The 26,505-nt window shown below is 46.8% G+C and carries 23 protein-coding genes; 11 read left to right on the top strand and 12 right to left on the bottom strand.

The window, feature by feature from the left end; genetic code table 11:
• Positions 1-155 precede the first annotated feature (155 nt).
• The 3 genes from LACZS1_RS13760 to LACZS1_RS13770 all read right to left on the bottom strand — a co-directional run bounded on the left by LACZS1_RS13760 (position 156) and on the right by LACZS1_RS13770 (position 4,086).
• Entirely contained in the window at positions 156-896 is a 741-nt protein-coding gene (locus LACZS1_RS13760; protein WP_010490433.1) for an amino acid ABC transporter ATP-binding protein, read from the bottom strand.
• Positions 893-2,347 (bottom strand): amino acid ABC transporter substrate-binding protein/permease, encoded by a 1,455-nt coding sequence (locus tag LACZS1_RS13765; RefSeq protein WP_093997748.1) that lies wholly within the window; start codon positions 2,345-2,347, stop codon positions 893-895. The genes LACZS1_RS13760 and LACZS1_RS13765 overlap by 4 nt, the downstream gene beginning before the upstream one ends.
• Positions 2,348-2,625: 278 nt before the next feature.
• Positions 2,626-4,086 carry an amino acid ABC transporter substrate-binding protein/permease gene (locus LACZS1_RS13770; protein WP_070651626.1) on the bottom strand — a complete coding sequence of 487 codons (1,461 nt, stop codon included), beginning with the start codon at positions 4,084-4,086 and terminating at the stop codon, positions 2,626-2,628.
• Positions 4,087-4,291: 205 nt separating this feature from the next.
• Here LACZS1_RS13770 and LACZS1_RS13775 point away from each other — a divergent pair, with 205 nt between their 5' ends.
• Positions 4,292-4,840, top strand: a complete 549-nt coding sequence (locus LACZS1_RS13775; RefSeq protein ID WP_010490427.1) for a GNAT family N-acetyltransferase — start codon at positions 4,292-4,294, stop codon at positions 4,838-4,840.
• A gap of 362 nt (positions 4,841-5,202) precedes the next feature.
• Here LACZS1_RS13775 and LACZS1_RS13780 read toward each other — a convergent pair whose 3' ends face one another.
• Entirely contained in the window at positions 5,203-5,826 is a 624-nt protein-coding gene (locus LACZS1_RS13780; protein ID WP_070651628.1) for a stage II sporulation protein M, read from the bottom strand.
• 239 nt (positions 5,827-6,065) lie between these two features.
• On the opposite strand from LACZS1_RS13780, the gene LACZS1_RS13785 reads away from it, so the two are divergent.
• From LACZS1_RS13785 to LACZS1_RS13800, 4 genes are all read left to right on the top strand, one after another.
• Positions 6,066-7,001: an AAA family ATPase gene (locus tag LACZS1_RS13785; RefSeq protein WP_070651630.1), complete on the top strand. Its 936-nt coding sequence runs from the start codon at positions 6,066-6,068 to the stop codon at positions 6,999-7,001.
• Positions 7,002-7,005: 4 nt separating this feature from the next.
• Positions 7,006-7,998, top strand: coding sequence for a DUF58 domain-containing protein (locus LACZS1_RS13790; protein WP_306402873.1), 993 nt, complete (start codon positions 7,006-7,008; stop codon positions 7,996-7,998).
• The gene (locus LACZS1_RS13795) at positions 7,991-10,150 is read left to right on the top strand and encodes a DUF4129 domain-containing transglutaminase family protein (protein WP_070651633.1); all 2,160 of its coding nucleotides are present in this window, start codon (positions 7,991-7,993) and stop codon (positions 10,148-10,150) included. The genes LACZS1_RS13790 and LACZS1_RS13795 overlap by 8 nt, the downstream gene beginning before the upstream one ends.
• Before the next feature lie 538 nt (positions 10,151-10,688).
• Positions 10,689-11,798, top strand: a complete 1,110-nt coding sequence (locus LACZS1_RS13800; RefSeq protein ID WP_070651635.1) for a glycosyltransferase family 4 protein — start codon at positions 10,689-10,691, stop codon at positions 11,796-11,798.
• A 215-nt stretch (positions 11,799-12,013) separates the two neighbouring features.
• Here LACZS1_RS13800 and LACZS1_RS13805 read toward each other — a convergent pair whose 3' ends face one another.
• From LACZS1_RS13805 to LACZS1_RS13825, 5 genes are all read right to left on the bottom strand, one after another.
• On the bottom strand, positions 12,014-13,408 hold the full coding sequence (locus LACZS1_RS13805) for an aspartate ammonia-lyase (RefSeq protein WP_070651638.1): 1,395 nt from the start codon (positions 13,406-13,408) through the stop codon (positions 12,014-12,016).
• Positions 13,409-13,548: 140 nt separating this feature from the next.
• On the bottom strand, positions 13,549-14,139 hold the full coding sequence (locus LACZS1_RS13810; protein ID WP_070651640.1) for a YdeI/OmpD-associated family protein: 591 nt from the start codon (positions 14,137-14,139) through the stop codon (positions 13,549-13,551).
• Positions 14,140-14,243: 104 nt separating this feature from the next.
• Positions 14,244-14,663 (bottom strand): YjdF family protein, encoded by a 420-nt coding sequence (locus LACZS1_RS13815; RefSeq protein WP_070651643.1) that lies wholly within the window; start codon positions 14,661-14,663, stop codon positions 14,244-14,246.
• A gap of 293 nt (positions 14,664-14,956) precedes the next feature.
• Entirely contained in the window at positions 14,957-16,135 is a 1,179-nt protein-coding gene (locus tag LACZS1_RS13820) for an NAD(P)-dependent malic enzyme (RefSeq protein ID WP_070651645.1), read from the bottom strand.
• A 36-nt stretch (positions 16,136-16,171) separates the two neighbouring features.
• A complete protein-coding gene (locus LACZS1_RS13825; RefSeq protein ID WP_231956507.1) occupies positions 16,172-17,443 on the bottom strand; it encodes a 2-hydroxycarboxylate transporter family protein in 1,272 nt (423 codons plus the stop codon).
• Positions 17,444-17,651: 208 nt separating this feature from the next.
• Between LACZS1_RS13825 and LACZS1_RS13830 the strand changes: the two genes are divergently transcribed.
• A complete protein-coding gene (locus LACZS1_RS13830) occupies positions 17,652-19,193 on the top strand; it encodes a Spo0B domain-containing protein (RefSeq protein ID WP_070651649.1) in 1,542 nt (513 codons plus the stop codon).
• A 6-nt stretch (positions 19,194-19,199) separates the two neighbouring features.
• Positions 19,200-19,883, top strand: coding sequence for a response regulator (locus LACZS1_RS13835; RefSeq protein ID WP_070651651.1), 684 nt, complete (start codon positions 19,200-19,202; stop codon positions 19,881-19,883).
• A gap of 130 nt (positions 19,884-20,013) precedes the next feature.
• Here the strand turns inward: LACZS1_RS13835 and LACZS1_RS13840 are convergent, their stop codons facing one another.
• Positions 20,014-20,565 (bottom strand): hypothetical protein, encoded by a 552-nt coding sequence (locus LACZS1_RS13840; protein WP_070651680.1) that lies wholly within the window; start codon positions 20,563-20,565, stop codon positions 20,014-20,016.
• A 411-nt stretch (positions 20,566-20,976) separates the two neighbouring features.
• On the opposite strand from LACZS1_RS13840, the gene LACZS1_RS13845 reads away from it, so the two are divergent.
• Genes LACZS1_RS13845 through LACZS1_RS13860 form a run of 4 tightly spaced genes read left to right on the top strand, consistent with a single transcriptional unit; the run spans position 20,977 to position 24,102 of the window.
• A complete protein-coding gene (locus LACZS1_RS13845) occupies positions 20,977-21,906 on the top strand; it encodes an ABC transporter ATP-binding protein (protein WP_070651682.1) in 930 nt (309 codons plus the stop codon).
• Positions 21,890-22,660, top strand: coding sequence for an ABC transporter permease (locus LACZS1_RS13850; RefSeq protein WP_070651653.1), 771 nt, complete (start codon positions 21,890-21,892; stop codon positions 22,658-22,660). The genes LACZS1_RS13845 and LACZS1_RS13850 overlap by 17 nt, the downstream gene beginning before the upstream one ends.
• A 7-nt stretch (positions 22,661-22,667) precedes the next feature.
• Complete coding sequence (locus LACZS1_RS13855; RefSeq protein ID WP_070651655.1) at positions 22,668-23,393, top strand: ABC transporter ATP-binding protein; 726 nt, start codon at positions 22,668-22,670, stop codon at positions 23,391-23,393.
• A gap of 7 nt (positions 23,394-23,400) precedes the next feature.
• Entirely contained in the window at positions 23,401-24,102 is a 702-nt protein-coding gene (locus LACZS1_RS13860) for a hypothetical protein (RefSeq protein ID WP_141753074.1), read from the top strand.
• A 121-nt stretch (positions 24,103-24,223) separates the two neighbouring features.
• On the opposite strand, the gene LACZS1_RS13865 is transcribed toward LACZS1_RS13860, so the two are convergent.
• Together LACZS1_RS13865 and LACZS1_RS13870 are read right to left on the bottom strand one after the other, a co-directional pair.
• A complete protein-coding gene (locus tag LACZS1_RS13865; RefSeq protein ID WP_070651659.1) occupies positions 24,224-25,528 on the bottom strand; it encodes a sensor histidine kinase in 1,305 nt (434 codons plus the stop codon).
• Positions 25,525-26,232 carry a LytR/AlgR family response regulator transcription factor gene (locus LACZS1_RS13870; protein ID WP_070651661.1) on the bottom strand — a complete coding sequence of 236 codons (708 nt, stop codon included), beginning with the start codon at positions 26,230-26,232 and terminating at the stop codon, positions 25,525-25,527. The genes LACZS1_RS13865 and LACZS1_RS13870 overlap by 4 nt, the downstream gene beginning before the upstream one ends.
• Positions 26,233-26,505 lie beyond the last annotated feature (273 nt).

Raw genomic sequence — 26,505 nt, forward strand, 5'->3', positions numbered from 1 at the left:
TTATGCTGCGATTCTGTAAGTAAGTCTAGTGAGCACATTATTTCCCGGGAAATTCTCAAAAATTGCCAATCAAAAAACGGTTCAGAAGAGACAGATTTGTCTCACTGAACCGTTTTTGTCGTGTCACCGGCAAAGCGTTGCCATAACACTAAATTCTAAGCATTCAAGACCTTATTCAAGAAGTTCTTGGTTCGCTCTTCTTTTGGATGCTCAAAGATATCTTCAGGCTTGCCTTGTTCAAGGATGGTGCCGTTATCAAAGAAGACCACCCGATCGGCAACTTCTTTAGCGAAACCCATTTCGTGAGTCACGATCACCATGGTCATCCCTTGCTTTGCCAGCCGCCGCATAACGCCCAGAACGTCACCGACCATTTCCGGATCCAACGCACTGGTCGGTTCGTCAAACAACATGATATCCGGATGCATAGCCAACGCCCGCGCAATGGCAACACGCTGCTGCTGCCCGCCGGAAAGCTGCGCCGGCATCGCATCGGCCTTGTCTGTCAGACCAACCACTTCAAGCATTTCCTTGGCCTGCTTGACGGCTTCGTCTTTGCTGGCAATGCCCAGCTCAGTGGGTGCTAAGGTAATGTTCCCCATCACGGACATATTCGGGAAAAGATTAAAATGCTGGAACACCATGCCGATCTTTTCACGCACCTTGTTGATATCAGTGCCTTTATGGGCAATATCTTCGCCGTCGACAAGAATCTCGCCGCTTGTGACGGTTTCCAAACCATTAATCATGCGCAGGACGGTACTTTTCCCGGCACCGGAAGCGCCGATCATGACGACGACTTCATTGTTGGCGACATTCAGGTTGACGCCTTTGACCACATCGTTGTCACCAAAACTCTTGTGGACATTTTTCATTTCTACTCGATACTGACTCATGCTTTCACCTTCTTCTGAACCCAGTTACTTAGCCAGGTTAATAGCGTAATAATAATTAAGTAAATCAATGCCACCATCGTCCAGATCTTAAAGCCTTCCATGTTACGGGCAATAATGATCTTCCCGGTTTGGGTCAGCTCTAACAGACCGATGATCGACAGGATAGAGGTATCCTTCAAGGTAATAATAAACTGGTTGATGAAACTTGGAATCATGATCTTAATACCCTGCGGCAAGATAACCTTGCGCATGGCTTTCCCGAATGGCAGCCCTAAGCTGCGCGCGGCTTCCATTTGTCCGGGATCAACCGCTTGGATGCCCCCTTTAACGAAGGCCGCTGTGTAGGCTCCTTCATTAAGCGTCAACGTCACGATGCCGGCGATGAATGCCGGGACTTTTGACCCGATCAGACTCGGTACCCCGGTATAGATGAACAAAGCCAGGACCATCAGCGGTAAGCCACGGAAAATGTAAATAAACGTTGTTGCTGTGCCTTGGCATAACTTATTCGGGATAACCCCTAGAAGTCCGACCAGAATCCCGACCAATGTTGCAAAGAAGATCGCGACAATTGTCAACACCATGGTCTCACGCAAGCCGCCCATCAAGGTTGACCAGTTGGCCTTCAACAACCCGATGAACGAGCGGTCTGTCGTTTGACTGTTACCGGCAGCGCTCTTTTGTGATTTTGCACTGCCGTTGCCCAAGTACCGTTCGATAATCTTATCGTACTGACCATTGGCCCGTAGTTTCTTAAGGCCGGCGTTGAATTTGGTCATCAACGCCTGATTGTTCTTAGAAACCGCAAACCCATACGCACCTTCACGCGCCGGCTTCCCGACAATCTTTAATGCCATGCCATTATTAATACCATATTGCATCACCGGCTGATCTTCAAAACAAGCTGCCGAGTTACCGGTAATCACATCTTGATACATGTTATTGGAGTCATCAAAAGTAACCGTTGAAAAGCCGTACTTTTGCTTGACGCTGTTGGCATAATCCGCTGAGTCTGTACCGGTTTTGATAGCAACCCGCTTGCCGCGCAAATCCTTCAATGACTTGATCGTACTTTTCTTCGCCACGGCCATCACAACGCCGGACTTATAATACGGATCGCTCATCAGAAACTTCTGTTTTCGTTCTGGTGTGATTGACATACCGGCAATCACGCCATCAATTTGCTTGGCTTCAAGTGCCTGAACCGCGGCGTTGAATCCCAACGGCTTGACCTCGACCTTGAAACCTTCTTCCTTGGCAATTGCCTTGATGAGATCAAGGTCAATACCCACATACTTATTATCCTGGTTCGCAAACTCAAACGGTGCAAAGGTCACATCCGTCCCTATCGTATACGTCTTCTGTGCTGCCGCCACCGTCTTGCCGGGGAGTAATGCCCCAAGCATTAAAGGCAAGGCGATCAGCAAACCTAGCAGCCACTTTCGCTTCAACCTAAACACCACGCTTTCTAATGATTACAAGCCCATTAGGCCGTTATTGCATGCGCCAGTTGATGATCAACTGGTTGTGCGCTAAGCCCGCGTCTTGTCTGATCGACACGGGTCTGATTCAACCACGTCTTCGTTCAAGTACGCGGCTAAGCGCAGCTCATCTCCTCGCATTTTGGTCGATTTTAAATCTACTGTTTATGCTAGCGGAATGGAATAGCGACTGTCCAGCGTTGATGTTAGCTTTTCTGACATTTGTCACATTATTTTACGCAAGCGGACTAGACCTTCATGCGCCGTTGTACCCAGTTACTGAGCCAGGTCAGGAGTGTGATAATAATCAAGTAAATGAGCGCGACCATGGTCCAGATTTTGAAGCCTTCCATGTTACGCGCAATGATGATTTTCCCGGTTTGGGTCAGCTCCAAGATGCCGATAATCGACAGAATCGAGGTGTCTTTTAAGGTGATAATGAACTGATTGATGAAACTCGGTACCATAATTCTAATGCCTTGCGGGAGAATCACTTTCCGCATGGCTTTGCCAAACGGAAGTCCCAGGCTGCGCGCTGCCTCCATTTGGCCAGCATCGACCGCCTGGATGCCCCCCTTCACGAAGGCCGCCGTGTACGCACCTTCATTCAGCGTCAGCGTGATAATCCCAGCGACGAATGCCGGAATCTTAGAACCAATCAGACTTGGTATGCCTGTGTAGATGAACAATGCCAATACAAGTAGCGGCAAGCCGCGGAAAATGTAAATAAACGTCGTGGCAACTCCCCGGGCGAAGCGATTCGGTAAAACGCCCAGCAGTCCGACCAGAATCCCGACAATGGTTGCAAAAATGATGGCCACCAAAGTCACGACCATCGTTTCCCGCAGCCCATTCATTAAGGTCCCCCAGTTTTCCCGTAACAAACCGAGAAAACTGCGATCCGTATCCTGGGTCTTGGCGCTGGTTTCCTTTTGGGCTGCTTGCGTCCCGTTGCCTAAGTATTTCGCGACAATTTTGGCATAGGTGCCATCAGCCTTCACTTTTTTCAGTCCGGCATTGAACCGCTGATCCAGTTGGTCGCTACGGCCTTTTTGCGTGGCAAAGCCGTAATAACTCGCCTTGCTTTCAGGCCCGGCAAGCTTCAGCTTCAGCCCGGTTGCAATGGCATATTGCAGCACCGGCTTGTCATCAAAACAGGCTACCGAGTTCCCCGTAATCACGTCCTGGTACATATTAGTGGAATCATCGAACGTCACGGTATGAAAACCATACTTGTCTTTTAGACTCATCGCAAAGTCTGCCGCGGCTGTCCCGGTCTTTAAAGCCACCCGCTTGCCCCGCAGATCCTTAAGACTTTTGATGCCGCTATTTTTGGCAACGGCCATTGCCACCGCGGTTTTGTAATAAGGATCACTCATGGCAAACTTCTGCTTGCGCTCCGGCGTAATCTGCATGCCGGCAATGACCCCGTCAATCTGGTGAGCTTCAAGCGCCTGCACCGCGGCATTAAATCCCAGCGGCTTAATGTCCACTTTAAAGCCTTCCGCCTTGGCTACTGCCTGCATGAGATCAATATCGATCCCGACGTAGCGGTTGTTCTTGTCTGCAAACTCAAACGGTGCATAAGTGACATCTGTGCCGATCACATATGTTTTTTTCGCCGCCTGCGTTGATACCGGCATGGTCAAGCCAATCGCCAATATCAACGCTGCTACCCCGGCGACGCACCACTTCCAAACCCGTCTCATAAAAACACCATCTTTCTCATTCGAATCCTAATGCAACGCTAAACCATTCAATGTGAAGCCGCCATCACAAGCTGTGGGCAATACAGTTCGCATCGGCAACATTCACAGGTAACAAGTCTACCGATTTTATGAGAGCTTGTCTACGCGCGCAGAACGCAAGATTGTTTTATACTTAGAGAAACTAAAAAGAAAATGGGATGAAATGATGTTTAGCTACTTAATTGACTACGATCTTAAACTCGCACTGCCACGCCCGGAAATTGACGGCCCACTTTTATTTGAACAGATCGAAACCAGCCGTGAGACCTTATCAGCCTATCTGACTTGGGTGGACGCGACGCTCACCGCTGACGATGAGATTAACTTTTTAACAACCGAGCTGAAGTCCTTCGGCGAGCAAAAGTCATTAACCTTGGTCATTCATCAAGCCGACGCTCCCGTTGGTCTGATCACCCTAAACACCATTGACCAACTCGTCCACCATAAAGCCGATATCGGTTACTGGTTAACCACACCGGCACGCGGTAAAGGCGTCATGCACAAATCCGTCAAGGCCATTGCAGACATCGCCTTCCACGACTATCACCTGAACAAACTGATTATCAACGCCGCCGTCACCAATGACGCCAGCAACCACGTCGCCGAAAAAGCCGGCTTCCATCTGGACGGCATCCTGCGCCAAGAGGATCCGAATCCACGTGGTGGGTTTTTCGATGTGAATACATACTCGTTGTTACGCTCAGAATGGTCATAATGTTTCATGAGAAACATTTTTGTGGTCAGGCCGGTTCTCAGTAAAGTGGTTGGGTCATAATCCACAACGGCAATATAAAAACGAACATGCAAAACGCGCGATGTTCGTCCTTTGTTTTCTAAGAATAATTCTTTTGGGAGGTCGAGATGTTAGTGCCAAAGCGGAGCAATCGTAGGCCAGATGAGGCTCAGCAGCCGTCTCCGCTCTAGCTTCGCGTCGCCACTCCAGCTGGCCGGAGATTGCGGAGTTTGGCACGGAACGGAACTCATTGCCCCGCTTTTTCCGGAGTTTGAAAGGTTAAGCACAAAACAGAAATTTGACTCATCCGTTTCTTGCTTTAACATGTGCCAACTGCAAGCAGGTCAATGTACGACCAACCGTAAAAGTACCGGCGTAATGAAGCCTTCGATAATTGCCGCAAAAGCAATCACTGGCACCACGATGGCGACATACTGTACCGCAATGGCCTTGGCATCCAGCGGCGACTTTTCATAGTGGGGATTGGCAAAAAATCGTTTGATCGATTGGCGTAACGCCTTGTTGACTTGCGCCGCCAGCGCCACAGCGACGATCATCGCGCTCATCTCAAAGATCCCATGTGGCAAAATGCCCAGCACAAACGCACCGAAAGCACCGCTGATGCCAAGTTTGGCCGCATAGATACCAAGAACCAGACCGACCGAAGCACACGTAACCACATACGAAATCCAGTATAAGAATGGAATTGGGATCATGCCCACTAGCATTATGGTGAACGTGACCCGCTCGTTGTTCAGCAGAATCGCCCAGAAAGCGTGCCAATTATCAGTCGCTCCAGGGAACTTAGCGGACAACCCGCTCATGAGGCCGCGGACAAAATGCGGATTCGATTTCATGACGATATAGCTTAACAGGCCAACCAGGATCGTCATCATGATGAAAATTAGCCAGCCAATCAATAGATAATGCCCAATCACATTCAGATGATACTTCAGTCTTTTCTTCATTTGCTTGCCCCCACTCATTGGATGGTTACCGGCTATGGTCACAGTATACCGCAAGCAAAAATGTGTCGCTATTGAGAAGATTCCGGTGCCAAAATGAAGGCTGCAGTACCTCTGCTCGTCAACTGCGTACCAATCATCGCCCTGTCTGCAACCAATATATTCATATTTTTTTACGACACGGCAGGAAACTTGCTGTTTGGTGCTTTTTCCTGAATAATGGCGGCATGGAGGGGATCACGATGGAAATCAATGAAGCGCAATCAATCTTTTCGGCAGCGCAGCAGCAAGTCGCGACCATTGTGGTTGGCAAGCCGATGCCGATCCAACTGGCCTTTACGGCTTTATTAGCCAACGGTCACGTCTTATTTGAGGATATTCCCGGCGTCGGCAAGACCACCTTAGTGCAAGCCATCGCCAAAACGCTGGCAATGCCGTTTTCCCGGATTCAATTCACGCCGGATATGTTGCCTAGCGACGTTCTCGGGACGTCCATTTTCAACCGCGCTACGAATGCATTTGAATTTCAACGCGGTCCGATTTTTACTAGCATCTTACTGGCCGACGAAATCAATCGCGCCACTCCGCGTACTCAGGCGGCTTTATTGGAAGCAATGGGCGAACGTCGCGTCACCACCGACGGACACACCTACCCTTTATCGCCCGACTTCTTTGTCATGGCCACGGAAAACCCGACTGACTATGCAGGAACCTACCCCTTGCCTGAGGCCCAACTGGATCGGTTTATGTTGCGCCTATCGCTTGGCTATCCAGATGCCACCGCGGAAAAAAGTCTGCTTCTGAGTCCTGATCGTCAAACCATGATTGCTGCCTTGAAACCACGACTCGATCCCGCGACTTTAGCAGAAAGCAAAAAGCTTGTCACAACCATCACCGTGACGGATGCAATCGCCAATTATGTCCTTGCGCTTGTTGAAGCGACGCGGACAGACCAACGCATTCGTTTAGGCATCAGTCCCCGTGGTGGCATTGCCTTGGTAAGCGCCGCAAAAGCCTTCGCTATGCTCAATGGCCGCAATTACGTGACCCCTGAAGATATTCAAGCCCTAACGATTCCTGTATTTGGCCATCGCTTGATCATGAAGGATCCGACCGTCTCACCAACCGACATTTTAACCGATATTCTGCAAAACACCGCTACACCAGTACGGGGGTGACACCATGCATTGGCGCAATTTCTTTATCAATAGTGCACTTATCGTCACACTCGGCCTACTCGTCGGCTTCGGAATGACGTTTAACTCGTCGACCAGCTGGTTTGTAAGTGAATTTGCCATGATGCTTCTGCTGTTGCTCGCACTACCTCTGCTTTGGCCGATGCGCGGTCATTTGCGCTTCACACCTAATCACTCGACGATGATCGCAGAACGTCCCACCACCCGCCATTTGACGTTAACGCAAGGCAAATGGCTGCCAAACCTGTTTTTACTAGATGCCGCCAAAACCAGCACTTGGCATCTGCCGGTTGGTCAACGCACCGCCAAAGTTACCTTGCAGTTGCCACGGGGCGTTTATGATCAGCTGCCGTTCACCGTGACTGTCACCGACTTTTTCGGCTGGTTCCGCAAAACTCTCCCCATGCAACTCACAACCCCGATAACAGTTGGTCCGGTTCGCCAGCCCGAGACTGCTGCCAAAATTGCCACGGATTTTTCACAAAAAATGGCGGCGGCCGACGCCGGTTTGCCCAGCGACCGGATTAAAAATTTCCGCGAATATTTCCCGGGTGATAATATCCAACAAATCGCGTGGAAAATTAGCGCCCATGCAGATTCATTGATTGTTCATGATGATGAGTATGAAGGCCAAACCGCTTGGACGCTGCTGCTGGTTGTAACGCCTTCGCTGCCACTTGAATCGGCCTTGAGCCTTTTTGCGAGTTTGCTGGATACCGGCATTTTCAGTGGTGACGGCTATTTGCTGGATCAGCGGCTAACCCGTATTCCCCGCGGCCGACAAGATGCGCTACTAGCGGGGTTTCATCCTGAAGGTGTCGCCGATCCCGCAGCTTTAGTCAACTTGGCATCGCCACAACATCATCGGGCTTATCTCGTGATGGCGGCGGACTCAGCTACAGCCAAACCGTTTTTGCAGACACTCTCGCCTGCTGCTGCCACTTTGATTTCTTTGTCAGGAGGTGGCGATCATGCCTAAGTGGTTGCAACGACTCATCATGGTTTTATTGACATGGTGGCTCTTATTTCTTTTTTTGCAGCCATTTGCCGATATCAATCCGATCGGCCACCCGCGCGCACTGGTGGTTTATGTCATCGGCATTAGCCTCATTCTTTATGTCGCCACGTTCTGGCCGCGATGGTGGCCTTTGTGGAGTGTCATGACAGTCGCTGCCATGATCGGTGGGCTTTGGGCCATTGTGCCGCTAAAACAACCATTTGGCCTCTCTTGGTTCACCGCCTATCTACAGACTTTTTCCGCAGCGACCTCAAAGTTTTTACGTGTCGGTGGTGTCGACGTCCCGACCGTGCTTAGCATGACGCTAATTATTACTTTAGTAGCGTTTCTCCTGCTTTTGACGGTTGTCGTCCGCTTTTATCCCGGCGCCATTGCGATTGTGCTCAGCTATTTACTAGCCGTTCATATTTTTAACGGCAATGATCTCACGGCGCAATTCATTCAACTTGCAGTACTTACCGGCTTGATGGCAATGCTGCATCTGTATGGCAATCATTGGTGGCCACTTTTAATTGGGTGCACACTTATCAGCGGGGTCACGCTCGGCTTGGCGTGGCTGTCTTCATCAACGTCCCTGAATGAACAATTAGCCGATATGTCCGTTCCATTTCGCGATCGTTTAAATCAACGGGGATTTTATGCCGGTATTCAAACTTACGTCAACGGTCCCGGCCGAACCGGCTATACGGAAAACAGCCGCGTGTTGGGCGGACCGGTTTATGACGATCCGACGCCTGTTTTTACGGCTACCAGCGCCGAAGCCAGTTACTATCGCGTGGCGGTTGATGCTGCATACACCGGCACTGGTTGGCAACCTGGCGTCGATCAAAGTCAGACCGTGCCGCTGGATGGCGCCATCATGCGCGATCCAAACGCCTCGGTTGACTATGGCCCTGCTCAAAGCACAACCTTGACCTTCAACGGCAGCAAATCATTTTTGCCGCTTCCTTATGGGCAGCTGACTTTTACAGGCGGTCAACCCGATCCCACGACTGACTTCCTGCTCCATGCTGCCACCCGCCGCGTCAGCACGACAGATCAATCCCGATTTCAACGCATAGACATCCAGGTGCAGGCAAAACAAATCACGGCCGCACAATTAACCGCCGCAACCAGCAGTCGCCAGCAAGTTGCCAGCCGCTACTTACAATTACCATCGACCTTGCCACGACGCGTTAAGCAGTTGGCGGAAAAAATCACGGCCAAAGCACCGACACCTTATGAAAAAGTGCTCGCGATTCAAAACTATCTCAAGTCCGACCCCCGATTCACGTACTCCAAAACCGATGCGCAGCGGACACCACCGGGTCACGATTATGTCGATTACTTTCTTTTCGATTCACCAATCGGTTATTGTGATAACTTCTCCTCGACAATGGTTGTGCTATGCCGAAGCATCGGCTTACCTGCTCGATGGGCCAAGGGATTTAATACTGGGACTTTTATTGGCGGATCAGGTCAACACAAACAATATGTGATCCGCAACAGCAACGCTCACTCATGGCCCGAGGTTTATTTCACCAATTTAGGTTGGCTGCCATTCGAACCGACCCCCGGCTTTAATGATCCCGCAACGCCAGAAGAAAATATACCCTCTTCATCCGCTAATAACAGCGTCTCTAATAGCATGCCATCATCATCAAGTGTGGCATCGTCCGCCTCTATATCGCGTACACCATCAACTGGTTCGCCATCCGCAACGAAAACGCATTCTCGATCGTCTCTCAGCAACGTCACCTGGCTCGGCATTTTACTCCTTGTCATCATTTTATTACTGACCGCACTTGGATTCTGGCAACTCCCGGCGCTTGTCGCCTGGCTCATTGGCATTGGACTTACGGCAACCAACTTCCCGAGCCGCTATCGGCTATTGCTTTGGAGCTTGCGGCGAATTCAACATCGTCCTGCCAGCCAAGCCTTAAGTGCGTATGCCAAAATAATTGATAGACGTTTGGGTGGACAGACTAATATGTCTAAGCTAACCCAAGCTTACGAACAAATGATCTTCGGCAAAATGACAGTAAATCCGGGGAATTTAGCCTCACTTCTAGAGGCGCTCCGTCGGCAACTTATCGCTTACACGCAGAAAAAGTTTCACGTGAAACGTCATTAACCTCATGAATCATTTCATGTGTTCCACGTGAAACTGATCAAAACATGTCAACCCCGTAAAATTTTGCGCAAAACAATCACGTCTTCTGTTTCGCCGCTAGCTACTGATTCCTTGGTTTTGTTTCTAAGCTGTTTCCAGATAGCTTATGTTACATGTTTCTACCCGAATTTAAGCACCAAAGTTTCCCAATTTGTGAAATAAATTATACATTGCTTAAGCGCTTCCTTAACGTTACGCTGATTTTCACGTGAAACAAAACACGAACGATTAATGCAACTCTCATGGTCCCCCTTTTTCGACGAGCACACCTTGCGCTAACCCCTGTTGTATCAACCTTGCAGCGAAAAAACTTGCACTTACTAATAAAAAGCGCGTATGATAATATAAACAGTTTTGAATATCCTTTAAAAAGCTGTTCTGACCCCGCTACTATTTTTAGTAGTCGTGCCACTTCGACTGGACGCTGCAGTCAGTTCGTAACGTACTCAGAAGAAAGGGGGGAGCCGCTGATCGTTAGGATCGTTAGCGGCGAACACTTATGAAAGTTATGATCGTTCTTGAAAACATCGTGATGGATGGCGTTAAACGCGCTTCAACGGTTTTAGGTAATGATCTCGTTAAACAGTACGACGTCAGTTTCTACACCTTGGCGGATGCACCTGCCTACTTTGACTTGGATGCGCCTTTGATTATTGCCCGGCGCCCAACCGATCCTAAGTTGCTGAATTTTTTTGGCAGTGATCCTTATACCCATTACCAGGATCAAATCGAGGATCTCATCGCGACGATTCGTGACCAGCATTTCCAAACCGTCATCTTGCCTGCAGGTTTGACCACTAGTTTTGCGCCGTTGATTAAACGGGCTTTGCCGGATGTGAATCTGATTGGCTGGATGCACAACAATTATGCTACTTACATGGAAGATTACTACGTCCAGATGCAAGCCGAGTTTGAAGGCGGTCTTCAAGCTGTCGACACACTGGTGACCTTGACCGAAAGCGATCTGAACTCGTACAAACGCTTTAATCCGCGCACCGTGAAAATCTACAATCCCCTCACCTTAGTGCCAACTGGTGAGGCGGACCTCGATGCCCACCGGATCGCGTTCACCGGCCGCATCGCCATCGCCCACAAAGGTATCGACTTCCTGTTAGAGGCCGCTGCATCCTTACCTGACGATTGGAAAATCGCCATTGCCGGTGGCGGTACTGATGAAGACATGAAAAACTTTTATGATCTGATCGATTACTTCCACGTGAGCGATAAACTCATTTATCAGGGACCGTTAAAGGACCAAGCGCTTCGAGATCACTATCGCGCCGCCTCCATTTTTGTCTCAACCTCACGTTGGGAAGGCATGCCTCTTGTCATCGGTGAAGCCATGGCCTCTGGACTACCGGTCGTTGCCATGGAAAACACCGGATCACGTGAATACCTTGGCAATAACCAATATGGCTTGCTCACCAAAGCCCAGGATGTTCCTGACTTTGTTGCCAATCTCAAAAAAATGATGGCACAACCCGAGCTGCGTCAGCACTACGCTCATCAAAGTCTGGAACGCGCCAGTCACTTTAGTCCGGAAAACATTGTGTCGCAGTGGATGCCAATTATTGAACACCAGCCAACCAGAACCAAGGTTTCGGGTTAATACTTGCCAGAAATTGCCGATGATGACATGAAAAAGACGCTTGCGGTAAAAATGCCGTAAGCGTCTTTTTGATTTGTCCGGTAACTAACCGAGACCACTTGTGGGCTACGTTCCACGTGAAACGCCAATTCCCACACACAAAGTTCCACATGAAACACAAGATACTGATTCAACTGTTTCATGTGGAACAACCAGCTCCCCCAGAACCGTCCACCTTAGCGCTTTTCCCCAGCTGCCTCCTTCTGAACCGGTTCTTCATTGGTCATCACAGCCGGTGAAAAGAGCTGGGCAATCAACGTATCGGGTAACTGATGGTGGCGCCTAAGCAGTTCCGGAATCGCCACATGCTTTTCAAGACTGGTTTTGACGAGTTTCATCGTTGCTTCATAGCCTATATATGGACTTAAAATCGTGGCACTAATCGCGGAATGCTCAACATTGTCGGCACACTGCTGTTGATTGACCGTTAAGCCAGTCACACAGTTGGTGGTCAGCGTATCGATACCGCGGGCCAAGTACCGCTCTCCCTGCAACAAATCACGGAAAATAATCGGTTCAAAGGCATTCAATTCCAGTTGCCCAGCCTCGGCAGCCATGCTGATCGTTACATCCTGTCCGATGATCTGAAAAGCGATTTGATTGACCACTTCAGGAATCACCGGATTAACCTTCCCTGGCATAATCGAGGACCCCGCCTGCTTGGCTGGCAGATGGAGCTCGTTCAACCCAGCCTGGGGACCACTGCTCAATAAGCGCAAGTCGTTGGCAAACTTCGATAAATCAGTCGCTAACCCTTTCATCGCACCGGAAAAAGCGACCAAAACATCACAATTCTGCGTTGCATCAACCAAGTCATCCGCTTGCTCAAGGCTTAAATCAATCAAGCGATTGACTTGCCGAACAATGTGTTCCCGGTAATACGGCGAAGCATTTAAGCCGGTACCAATCGCAGTTCCGCCTAAGTTGACAACCCGCAAATCTTCAGCTGCTCGCGTTAGTCGCACTTGATCACGCTGAAACAAATGTGCATATGCTTGGAAGGTATGGCCAAATGTTGTCGGAACCGCATCTTGCAACTGGGTACGCCCGACTTTGACAACATCAGCAAATTCATCAGCTTTAGCCAACAGTGATTTCACTAAAAATGTCAAAGCCTGCTGCAACGGCGGCAATGCTTGCAAAGCCGCCATTTTCCCGGCTGTCGGATAAGTGTCATTCGTCGACTGGCATTGATTAACGTCATCATTAGGATGCACCCGTTCGGTCGTATGGCGGCTCGCCAGATTGGCAATAACCTCGTTCACATTCATATTCACCGATGTCCCTGCACTTCCCTGAATAGCCGGGGCAACCAACGCATCGTTATGTTCACCCATCAGCAGACTATTGCACGCCGCAATAATTGCCTTGGCTTTCGGCACCGCCAACGTTCCGGCCGCCGCATTAACTTGAGCCGCGGACTTTTTAATGATAATCAAGCTCTTGAAAAGTAACGGATCGGTCCGTTCATGACTAATCGGAAAATTCGCCAGTGCGCGGGTGGTGTGGATCCCGTACAAGACATCCTCGTCTACTGCCAACTTGCCAATACAATCTTCCTCGATACGCATTGTGAACTCCCTTTCATATACCAATATTTACGTTATCAGTATATGCGTGTCACAACGGGCTTCAACGTTTAGTGTTAGGTAGTCTGACAAAAACAGTAAAAAGTATACCAATGCTTTAAAAATTACCACAAATTTCATGATCAAACATCGGACACAGGCAATCTTCCCCCATCATTCCACTGACCGATCATTCGATGTTCCTGACACGCATTGGCAAACTTAGTCAACCGTTGGCGAAAAAGCTTTGGCTGATTACGTTTAATTTGAATGGTGTCACAGCGGACACGTTGATATAATGCCGGACATGATTGAAAATAAGCCCAGGCACCAGGCCGCCTCTTAAGAGCACAAACGATGCTAGCATCAATTTTAAAACTATTAGGATCCATATTTGGCAACACGGCATACCCGGCTGGCGTCATCCGGCCCAAATGAATCATACGTCGACATCGTTCTTTATTTAGCTCCGACCAAACACTCCCAGTTTGTCTAGGAACAAATCTTTGTGAAGCTGGTTGATCCGGAGCCAATTTTTTGTATGTACTATCAATCCATCCAAAACACATAGCTTCTTCAACAGCATCAACATACCAAAATGTGCCATCCGGTTTGGGCACACCACGTTTAACATCCACCCAACATTCAGTCGCATCTTGATAATGAGTTGCTAGCCATTTTCTAAACTGCTGACGATTAGTAACGGCTAAATGATTAACAATCTTTTTTACCAACTTTTCTGCTTCCCATACTGATTTTTTGACCTGCGTCAATAATAAAAATTCTACGTAAATAGGGAAACTTTACGTAGAACCTGAATTTGATTAAGCGTCAGCAGTCAATGACCGCGATGCTTCTCCAAACGTTTGGTCTGTTTCTTCAAACGAACTTCACGAGCATGCTGATCTTTTAACCGCTTTCGTCGTTGTTTTTTCAACTGCAAGTTATGCTTGTGTTCTAACTTCAAAAGTGTTGATGCTCGGCCTTTTCTGGAGTCCTGAACTTCTTTTCGTGCTTGCCGACTGCGCCTCTTCGGGTTCATCGTCAGTGGTGCTTCGGAAAGAGTGCTCTCTTGGGCCGCTACCCAATGCAAGCTGCCCCATCGTTGTTGAATCAAACACAACAACTCATTCGCTGTCGGAACCTGCGTACCAAATGTAACCTTGGCAACACGATACGTGTCACCCACTACTTGCTCGAATAGCCCCCGATAAAAAGGCTGTTCAAAATAAACTGTTAGCTTGCCTTGAATCGTCAAACTAACACCTCCTTTAAGATTTTCACGCAATCCGGACATCCAAGGAGGAAGGATACTGACGACCTAAGCCGCGTCTGGACTACCAACCAGACCGTGTTTTTGATAACGCAGTGTTATTGTCTGACTTTGATGGGTTTGTGTCAAATAGAGGTTTTTTTAACCAACCGACCTATGCATGTAAAGAAAGATTAACAGATGATATAATGCATAACTTTATTAATTTCGCGTTTATTCAAAACCCCCCTGACAAAGTCTACAACATCAACCCTGTCAGAAGGTTCGCAACAAAACTTCTACCCTTCAACCGTTGCCTTAGCCGCATGCCGCACACTTTCAGCCACGACTTTGGCAACATCCCCGTCAAACGCATTTGGGATAATATTCGTTGTCGACAGTTCAGCGTCCGGAATTAGACTCGCAATCCCTTTAGCTGCCGCAATCTGCATCTCAATCGTAATTTTGCGCGCCCTAGCATCCAAGGCGCCGCGGAAAATGCCCGGAAATGCCAGAACGTTGTTGATTTGATTCGCAAAATCACTACGCCCTGTCCCTACAATATAAGCCCCACCGGCCAAGGCCTGATCCGGGAAAATTTCCGGCTCTGGATTAGCCATTGCAAAGATAATCGGTTTATCAGCCATTGTTTTGATCCATTCTGGTTTCAAAACATGCGGTGCCGATACACCAACGAAAACATCAGCACCTTTCAAAGCATCTTCCAAGGTACCGGTACGATTTTCCCGGTTCGTGATTTTAGCAATAGCAGCATGATGTGGTGGCAATTGATTGGCACTCTTTTCCGCCAAAATGCCGACCTTATCAACAACCATAATGTGCTTAACGCCAGCGGCCAAGAAGCGACGCGCAACGGATAATCCGGCAGAGCCGCCACCGTTGACAACGACTCTGATATCGCCAATGCTTTTACCAGCAACTTTCAGAGCATTGTACAGCGCAGCAAGCACCACAATGGCGGTCCCATGCTGATCATCATGAAAAACCGGAATATTGAGTTCATCAATCAAGCGTGCTTCAATTTCAAAACACCGCGGTGCACTGATGTCCTCCAGATTAATCCCGCCAAAAGTCGGCGCAATGGCTTTGACGGCCGCAATAATTTCTTCAGTATCCTGCGTATCCAACACAATCGGCACCGCATCCACTTTAGCAAAACGCTTAAATAACGCCGCCTTGCCTTCCATTACTGGCATCGCTGCCTCAGCCCCGATATTGCCTAAGCCTAAAACCGCTGAGCCGTCACTGACGACGGCAACAGTGTTCTTCTTGGTCGTCAAATCATAGACCAGCGACGAATCCTTGGCAATAGCAGAAGATACCGCGCCGACACCAGGGGTATAGGCAATGCTCAAGTCATCCCGCGTCTCAATCGGCACCTTGGGCGTTACACTCAGTTTGCCACCATATTGTTTGGCCTGAGCCAGTGCTAGTTGATTGAAATCCTTCTTAGCCATGTTCGTTCTCCTCCTCAATTCTGAAAAAACGTCTGTCTAAAACACCATCCGCAAAATAGCGGTCATCGTAATCACCGTGATCGCACCGCCTAATCGCGTCGCAACCTGCGCAAACGGCATCAAATTCATGCGATTCGCCGTACTCAGAATCGCCACGTCGCCAGTGCCGCCCATCCCGCTTTGGCACGCCGTTACAATGGCCGTTTCAACCGGATTCATATTCAAAAACCGCGCCACGAAAAATCCGGTCGCAACAACCGTAAACACAACACTGATTACCACAATAAAATATTGCCAGCTCAGCATGCCCACGACGTCTTTTAGCGGAATGTATAAGAGTCCAAGTCCAGCCATCAATGGGAAAGTAAAATTACCGGAAATAAACTTGTAGAGTTGCTTGGCGCCACGCTGCGTCTCTCCGGGAATCACATTGAGATACTTCAGAATCGCCGCGGCCACAATCATCAAAACCGGTCCGGGAAAGCCTGTAACTGACTGCAGCAGCATCCCTAAAATGAACAACGTGCAAGCCGTGAGTACGCCAGCGCCCATCATTTTGAGATCAAGTGGGCCGGTATCATCTTTTAAGGCATCAGCGAGATCGTCTTCTGCGCCATTGAGTCGCACTAATTGCCCCTGTCCAGACAACTCTGGCCGCTTTTCTCCTAGCCGATTCAACAGACCTGAACACATGATCGCAAAGAAGTTACCGATAATCGTAGCTGGGATCAGCTGAGCCACAAGCGCGCCGCTGGTCGTCCCGGTGATCGTACTGTATCCTAAAGACAGCGGTAGAATTCCTTCACCAATGCCACCGGCCAAAACCGGCGTCACGATGAAGAAAAGGGTATGCTTCCACTCCAACCCCAGCAACACGCCGACCAAGGTGCCGACACCCATCGCAAGGATCATACCCAGCATCATCGGCACGATCATCCGCATTAAGCCTTGGATCAGGATCTTTCGATTCATCCCCAAGATGCTACCGCAGACCAGACACGCGATATAGAAATAAAGAAAATTCGCTTGTTTCATCAGCATATCGGTCGCTTTTAGCACATTGGGATTCATCGCGTTATAAAAGACTAAAATCGATGGCACAAGTAATGATAAAATCGCTGGCCCGCCAAAATTTTTGACAACCGGGATATTAGCGCCAATCGTTCCTAGTAACCACCCCAACGTTAAAATGACTGCAAAACCGCCGAGCATGTTCACCGGCAACTGCTGCATCACTCCCGCAAGGACAATAACAGCTGCCATCACAAGATAAACCGGCAGCGGCACCGAACCGACTTTAAAACCCATCCACTTTCCTTGTGTCCCTGAACTCGTCGTAGCTGGCGCGGATTTGTTTGCCATTGTTTTCTCCCCCTTCAACTGCTTATTTATTGACAGCTTAATGTAAGCGCTTCATTTGGGGAAGATTATTTAACTTTTTAAAGCATAAAATCATTTGTTTAAGCCTTCAGTAACTCGTTCACAAACTATTTCCCCACTTAGGAGTATGAAAAACGTGAAGATAAAAGGATGGCGTCTGTGGGGCTGGCTTTCGCTCATTTTTACCTCAACCCTGTTAGTGACGGTTTTCACGGTCTATGGCTTAACCATGCTGGAAAACCGGCAGCAGTTTGAAACCCGCGAAGGCCAACTGTTACTTGCGATTGGTCGTCAGTTAGCCCGAGAACCACGGGTCATAACGGCACTTGAAGCCAATCATGCGGATCAAGCAACCCGCTCATACACTAATACACTGGCGAAAAACTTCAATCTGGACTTCGTAGTCGTGATGAATATGCAAGGCATCCGCCTCACCCATCCTGATCCCAGCCAGATCGATCGTCATTTTCAAGGCGGCGACGAAGTAACGGCTTTACGTGGGCATGAACATGTTTCGGTACGCCGGGGAACGTTAGGCCGTTCACTCCGCGGCTTCGTTCCGGTCTATCGAGATGGTAAAGAGATCGGGGTTGTCGCGTTAGGCATCAAAGTGACCGCGCTGCAAACGCTTATCCACCACTCCCAGATCGGCTTTCGTTTGGCACTGCTTGTCGGCCTGGTCATGGGCATCCTGATCGCTTTCTTGGTCGCCTATTATATTAAACGGCAACTTCACGACTTAGAGCCGCGAGAAATCGCTCGTTTGCTTGAGGAACGAAATGCCATGCTCGAAGAAACAAAAGATCCGGTCATCGTGATTGGTCTCAACCAAAAGATCATGTTGGTCAACAAAGCTGCCAGCAAGCTGCAAAACCATCTTATCCCGCAAAACGCATTTATCGGTCAACCACTAACCGCACTGATTACACATCCCGAACACGTTAAGCTGACGGTCAAAACCGAACAGTTCTACCAACAAGACGGTCAGGACTACCTTTTCTCGGTCGCCCCGATTATGGTTAAAAAGCAAAAAATTGGTTACGTGATCTTTTTGCGAAATGCGACTGAAGCGATTTTCGTTGCCGACCAACTGGCCAACACCACAACTTACGCCAACGCCTTACAAAGTCAGTCCCATGAATTCATGAACAAACTGCATGTGATTTACGGCTTGGTTGCTATCGAACAATACGACGAACTGGCGATCTATCTGCAAGATCTGCTGAAACCGGAACAGGAATTTGCCAACCGCCTCGCCTTACTCGTGAAAAATCCACTTATCGCCGGCTTTATGATCGGTGAACGGGAAAAATTCTCGGAGCGAAAGACCACCCTCGACTACGAAATTTTCCCGGAACTACCGGCCAATCGCAATGTAACAGAAACGAAAACGCTGCTAACGCTCAGCCGCTACTTGCACTTTGCCCTTCTTCAGCACGATCTGCCGGACAGCATGCTCATTCAACTGGACTATGCGGACAATCGACTAACCATCACCTATCATTTAGGCACCATAACAAATCGTGATGCACTTTTATCATTCGTTCATCAAGCTTACTTCCAGCAATTGCTTTCTGATTTACATGGGAGCATAACCTTCAACCAAGATGGCCCGCTAGTATTGAAGTTAGCTGTGGACTATCACGGCGGCGACCCTATTCCCAACCAAAAGAGGTAAAAACACATGACAAACATTCTGATTGTTGAAGACGATCCGATGGTGCAATTCATTCACCGTAACTATTTGGAAAAGATCGGTACATTTACCAATATTTACTCTTCAGACACCATTGCTGAAGCCCGGAATTTATTAGCAGCTCGATCCATCCAACTCATTCTTTTAGATATTCGGCTCAAGGATGGTAACGGCATTGACCTTCTAACCAAACTGCGACGTACCAAGCAAACCGTTGACGTCATTTTAATCACCGCAGCCAATGAAGTTGAAATCGTCAACGATGCACTACACTTAGGCGTCATCGACTACCTCATCAAACCATTCACGCTGAAACGTTTCGAAAAGAGCATTCACCGTTTTTACGCCAAAAACCGCATGTTTGACAGCGATCAACTCAATCAAAGCCAGCTCGATGCCTACCTTGAACCACAACCGCACGCATCGGCCCCGCTCGAACTAGATAAAGGACTAAGCATGGCTACCCTAAAAATCATCCAAGAGGCTATCGCCCAACTCCCGCAACCGTTCACGGTGCCTCAGTTAACCACCAAAACCGGTTTGTCCCACGTCTCCGTCCGCAAATATTTAAACTTTCTGGAAACCCGTCGTTTTCTGAAAAGCGACACCATCTATCGCAAAACCGGACGGCCGTTTAAAACCTACCAGTTACTAACGACTTTACCAATTTAAAGATCGAGACCAAAAAATCCGTTAGCACCAGCCTAATTCGCCGATGCTAACGGATTTTCTTTGTTTGATTAGCGATTGCAACGCCAAAAGACAAGCACAACGTTACATTTAGGCACAAACTTTCCCGAACTTAATGACTAGTCACCATATTAGTAAAAACCCGTGACGTAATCACCCGATTATCCTCGCTTTTAGGAAGCTGCTTGGAAGGATTCCGCCAGTGGTAGTGATCCAACGACTTCACCCGAATTCGGCGGGTTTCCGGATACTGACGATGTAACGAAGCCAACTGATGCGCCCACACTCGCTTTCCTGTATGTAGGTTAATCAATGCATAGCCCTCACCGCTTACACCAGACTTCAGGAAGTCGTAGTTGTCATCTTCCTTCGCCTTCACAATCATCGTCTGACCATGCCACCCAGCAGCTTGAACATGGTAAAGCAGCGTGTTGGCATCAGTCGTTGTCTGTAACTTTTTAGGAATTCGCTCAATCAAAAAAGGCCCAACACCCGACTTAACGATTTTCATGTTACCAGGCAACTTAATCAAAAAGCCCTCGGCATCAACGCCGGGATCGCGTCTGTTTTTAGGACCTTGGTGACGAAGACTAACAAAAGTTACAAGTACAAGCGCCAATACACTGACGATCAGGATAAGTGATACTAGGTGTTTCCTTTTCAAAATGACCACCCAACTTTTCTATGAACTACATTGGTTGCTAAAAATTCCAACTATTTTTAGCATAATTCTTGCATGCACATTCAGGCAGTCTGGGCCAAAAAGTTAAGGTAATTTCATGTTTTTAGTGGAATATCCAAAGGTCATTAAGCATCAGCATTTGTTTCACGTGAAACACATTGTCCAATAGAGACTATCTTGATAGACACTCTGCTAAAACTTTTTTGGCCTATAGAGATTTTTATTTGCGCATTCAAAACCAGGTTATTTGTTACATCAAACTGGTTGATCATGACGAACTCCTCCGATTTAGTCATCAAACGAATAAACTATAAATGCTTTAACGTCTTCGCACAGGTCCCCATCTACATTGACCAATGGGTTCTTCAATTCGGCAGCAAAGAAGGTGAATCATTGAACGCAACATTAAATATTTATTCAATCACAAAAACATTTAACCATCATAAAGTAACTGCCAACGACAATATTTCAACCCAGTTTCTTCCAGGTGAAGTTACCGCTTTAACTGGACATAACGGCGCTGGGAAAAGCACTTTATTAAATCAAATCATGGGCACTGTGAAGCCGAATAGAGGTTCAATAACATTTTCAGGCCATTCTTTGGCGCAAGAGCCTGCGTTCGCCCGAAACGTCATTTCGATGATGCCACAATTACATGCACCCATTGCAGGCGTCACATTACGTCAAGCAATTTCAGCCATTGCGCGAATACGTGGAGCTCATGGTCGAGCACTAAGAACGGAAGTGGACAAGATCCTTGACACTTTACACATGAACGAGTGGGCGGATATGCCAGGAGAAAAGCTCTCCGGGGGGCTCCGCCGCTTAACTTCATTTGCCATGACAGTTGTACGACCTTCGCCTATTCTTTTATTTGATGAACCAACAAATGATGTTGATCCGGTCAGGCGAAAACTACTCTGGCAATGCCTTAGAAAATTAGCGCTGCAAGACCACATTGTTATTGTGGTTACCCATAATTTACTTGAAGTAGAACAGTATGCAGATCGCTATTTATTGATGCATCATGGTCGCCTAATCAAGGACGAACAAGTCAATATACTGTCTCATGATCGACTAAGTTCTGCGGTTTTGACGATTAACGCCAAACATGCATTTAAAAACAATGAACTGCCACAAGCTGATCGTATCGTCACAAGTGACGAATTCCAATATGATCTCTTTTTAAAAGCCGATGACATGACAGATGCCGTCTCTTGGCTGGCTGCAAAAGTAGCTACAGAAGAAATCCGGAACTATCGCTTATCGCCAGCATCGTTGAATGATGTGTATGGAGGACTAACCGATGGAAATAAAAGATAACTATTTTGTAGATAAGATTCCAAAGCAACAAGTACGCCAATTTTGGGGACTCATCGGGTGGAGTTTAATCAGACATAAAGTTTTACTCCCTACTTTTAGCATGACCCAAGTTGTTTTAGCACTAGCTATCGTCTATGGTTTAGCTTTATTAATGCCAAATATGAGCCATACCGATACCCTATACCTTTCCTCAGGCGCTATTACCATCGGCATCATTGCGGTGGGTTGCGTACTGGCTGCCCAAATTGTTAGCACGGCGAAACAAGATGGCGTCGTGGCTTATCAAAAGACACTTCCGGTCGCCAGAACAAAGATTATATTAGCTGACGTCATTATTTGGAGCCTTGCTTCAATTCCAGGTGTGATCATGTCTTGTATCGCCGCTACCAGTCGCTTTCATGTTGATCTCTACGTATCCCCAATCAGTATAACTGTAATCGTTTTGGCGCAAATAACGATGGTTTTAATAGACTTTTCCTTAGCGTACTGGCTTTCTGCTAACGCGATGGCATTGACAACACAGGTCATTATGATTGGCGGTTTATTGTTTTCACCAATTACCTATCCGGCTGATCGAATTCCTTTTTGGCTGACCTCCGTCTACGAGTTACTCCCTTTCGTTCCAGCCAGCAATTTAATTAGGGCTACTCTGTTTCACGCTGCCCCCTTTTCTTACTTAAACCTACTCGTACTGTTGACCTGGCTGACGACAGCCTTCGCATTGTCTCTTTTGGCGCTATCAAAAAGGAGTTGACCATCATTTGACACGAATCACGATTGAGCATCTTACTAAATCACTTTCCGGTCGAAACATCTTGCAAGTTGAAAATCTGAGTTTTGAAAGCGGCGAAATTTATGGATTGGTGGGGCCAAATGGTGCTGGGAAAACAACCTTACTGAGATGCATCTGTGGGCTCATCATTCCCGATGGCGGTGAGATCCAACTGAACGAATTAGTATTGGATCGACGTACTAGGTCAACTTTCCTAAAACACATCGGTTCGGTTTTTGCACAATCTGACAGCATCTTTGATTTAACCATTGATACCTTGCTGACAGAACACTATCACTATTTTTGTCTTAAAAGACCTAAAGATTGGCATGAACTTCTTCAAAACGTTGCATTAGAGATCACACCTAAGCAAAAAATCGGCAGTCTATCACTAGGCATGCGCCAACGATTACTACTTGCTCTTGCTATTTCGCACGATCCCAGCATTTTAATCTTAGATGAGCCTTTCAATGGTTTAGATCCAGATGGGGTTAACTTGACGAAAAAGTTAATCAACGACCTTGCAAAAGACAAGGTCGTCATCATCACAAGCCATTCGTTCGCGGATTTGAACGACATCATGACACAATCAGTTGTGATCGCCCATGGACAAACGAGTGGCGTAAAGAAGCTTGCGGCAATCAACTCGGACTTCACTGACGGACTGGCAGACTTTTATCGCGAGTTTGTCCGTCATACCAATTCACTTAATTGAGAGGCGAATGATGCGAAATTTACACTTTGAAATCTCACGTTTGAGTAAATTCTTTGGCTCTTTGAACTTAACGACAATGGTGCTTCAACTATTGTTCTTATATTTCTTTGCTTTAGTTGGCCGCTTTGATCGCAGCGATGACAGCAATATACTGACCCATCCCAATGTCATCCTTGCTTTGGCAACAACCGGAACCATGTGTGCATTGGCAATTTATGGTACGGTGGTCGCCTGCCAAGTCCTCGTTGGCAATTATGTTGGGACAAACAAAAGTCAAACATACTTATTGCCTGTTGGTCGAAAGTCACTATTTTATACAAAACTCGCCGCTTTTTCGCTTGTTGTCGCTTCAGCAATGATCGTTGGTCTATTTATTGCGAATTTAGTCTTCAACATTTTAGAATCCCTCTTCCAATTGATGACTGAACAGCCGACAGGAATTCTAGACTTACTAACTTCAGTATTCGCTGGAACCTTTTTAACGATCGCGATTATTTTGTTGTCCAGCTTTATTGGTATTAAACTGAACGGAAAAGTAAAATCAATGATTGCTAGCATCGTTTTAGTTGTCCTCTTTTCTAACCTTGCAGCGATAACGATGATGTCGTCCAAGTTTATAACGCTAATCGTCGCTGTTGTGTCAATGGTGATTGTTATTCTGGTTGGCCTGACCATGGGAAATGGTATTGAAAACGATGAAGTTCTTTGATATGGTTGTCGCCAAACGTTTTGATTATTTGACCTCGGTCGTTTTGGATACAATGCCCACACGCATCATCTATTGTGTCACACAGGCAATTCAAGTAGAGAAAATAGAATAAAACTGTCGGTCAAATCTCTCCGACAGTTTTTTTAACGATATCAAGTAAAATGACGCTAACAAAGAACTTATTTTCTTCCATCCATTGCCGATAAAGGCCGTTATGACGGGCAATAAGTCTCTTAACATTACTTGTTCCAAGCCCTTCTATTTTTCGCCGTTGTCGCGTCATTGCTTCGGCAGGGTCGAAAATGTTCTCAATATCGATTAGCAATTTATTGTCAAACTGCTTAATAACCAGTGTGATTTTTGCAGAACGGCTGTCTCCTAATCTCCTAGACGCCTCAAGAGCATTATCAAGCAGATTGCCAATCAAAATAGCCAAAACATCGTTATCGACATTTATTTGTTCGGCAAGCAACACCTTGATGTCAAACCTAATCCCCGCCTTGTCAGCCAGGTCTCGCTTGTCGTTTAATAAATAATTTAGAACCACATCGCGTGTATAAAACTTTTGTTGCATATTCAGCCTATCTGTAGACTTTGAAAGATATCTTTTTGCGTCTCCAACACGCTTCTTCTCCAATAGTCCAAGCAATACGATATATTGATTTTTCAAATCATGACGCATTGCCGCAAGCTGATTTTGTGACTTTTTCAATTCAGTGAGATATTTTCTTTCAAAAGAAAGCGACTTGTTTTGTAATGTAATCTGATTGATTTTTCGTAAGTGTTTCGTCAAACTTCCGTATAAATATAGACCACAAAGGTTCATGTACAAAACGCCTACTGTAATCATTAATACAAAATAAGGTGAATGGACGGAAGTATTGATGTTCGCCATTAAAAAGCTGAATAGAACGCCTATCGAGACAAGTGGAATTGACGTTAAAGCCAGCAGTACCGGAAGTTTTAACGATTCCAGATACATTTGGTTCCGGAAAACCACCAACTTAAGTCCGAAAATCATTAAAACTTCCAGCATCATCGAAATGCTCGTCGTTGCAATCGCAAAAATGAAGCTCTGAGGACCATAAGATGCCGCTGTGATTGATCTGAAAACAGCTAAAGACAAAGCTTCGCTGATGAAATTAATGGCCAGCAAAATAATAAACCAAAAGAGCATATCCTTGATCGCTACTTCATGGTGTAATGCAATGGTGGTCATTGCAATTAGCGTGACAACGAGATTGATGAAGGGTTCGACACTAGACGGAACAGCATACGAGCTTACTGCAACAATCCCTGCCAAACCTGCCAATGTCATCATCCAGATAAGTGATCGTCTTTCGGAAACCGACCAACTTGCAAAAAAGAAGTTCAAAAGAAACACGTAGACTAGAAAACTGCACATTCTGATAACAGCATCGATCATAGCTTGCTCCTCATTTGCATGATGATTTGTTCCCTTGCGATGTTACGAAATTTCCTACTGACAGGGACTTCCATAGATGTTGAAGTTTCAGACAAAATGATATAGCCAGCGCCAATTTCTTTAATAAACTTTGTGTTGATAACATAGGATGTATGTACCTGAACAAAGTTATCATTTAACTTTCCCAGCAGCTCCGACGTTGACATAATCACCTGATATTGCTGTTTCTTGTCATGAATGATAACATTACGTCTCTGCTTTTCAAAACAGATAATATCAGAAAGCTTTAAATGATACGTCTTCTTCCTGTGTGAAAACGAGAAATATTCATCATCCAATTCCAAATATTTAACTACTTTTCTAAGGACGGGAAAGATTTTCTCTTTAGTTATAGGCTTGAGAATATAGTCAAAGGTTTGCACTTGGAAAACATCTTCCATATATTCCACATAATTGGTAAGAAAGACAATTGGGACGTTTAAGTCTTGTTCTCTGATAGCCTTAGCAATATCGATGCCTGAAGACGTCGGCAATTCAATATCTAAAACAAAAAAGTCATAACGCTGTTTTTGTAGTGATGAAATTAACGCGTCAGCACGAAAGAATACCGCAACATCAAACAACGCTGAATCGAATGCTTTCAGCGTTTCTTCGATATTCCCCGTTATTTCAGGCGCGTCGTCACAAACTGCCACCTTAATCATTTTCCCACCGCCAAGTATATGTCTATGCAAAACCTTTACTGAACCCGACTTATTTTGCTCGTATCATCCCGTACCGGATTTTTTCAGTATAGCAAGCCAAGATTTCAACCGCAATCTTTCCGATTTTATATATTGCTCGCGAGAAAATAAACAATCCGTTCAAAAACGCTAACCACTTTGTTTATTCAGAGAAACCACACTGGTTCCACGTGAAACACCTTTTGACCATAAAAATAGATCGATCACAGCCTTCATCGCCGTGAATCGATCCAT

It is taken from the genome of Lacticaseibacillus zeae subsp. silagei, from assembly GCF_030770335.1.
GTDB classification, from domain to species: domain Bacteria; phylum Bacillota; class Bacilli; order Lactobacillales; family Lactobacillaceae; genus Lacticaseibacillus; species Lacticaseibacillus zeae.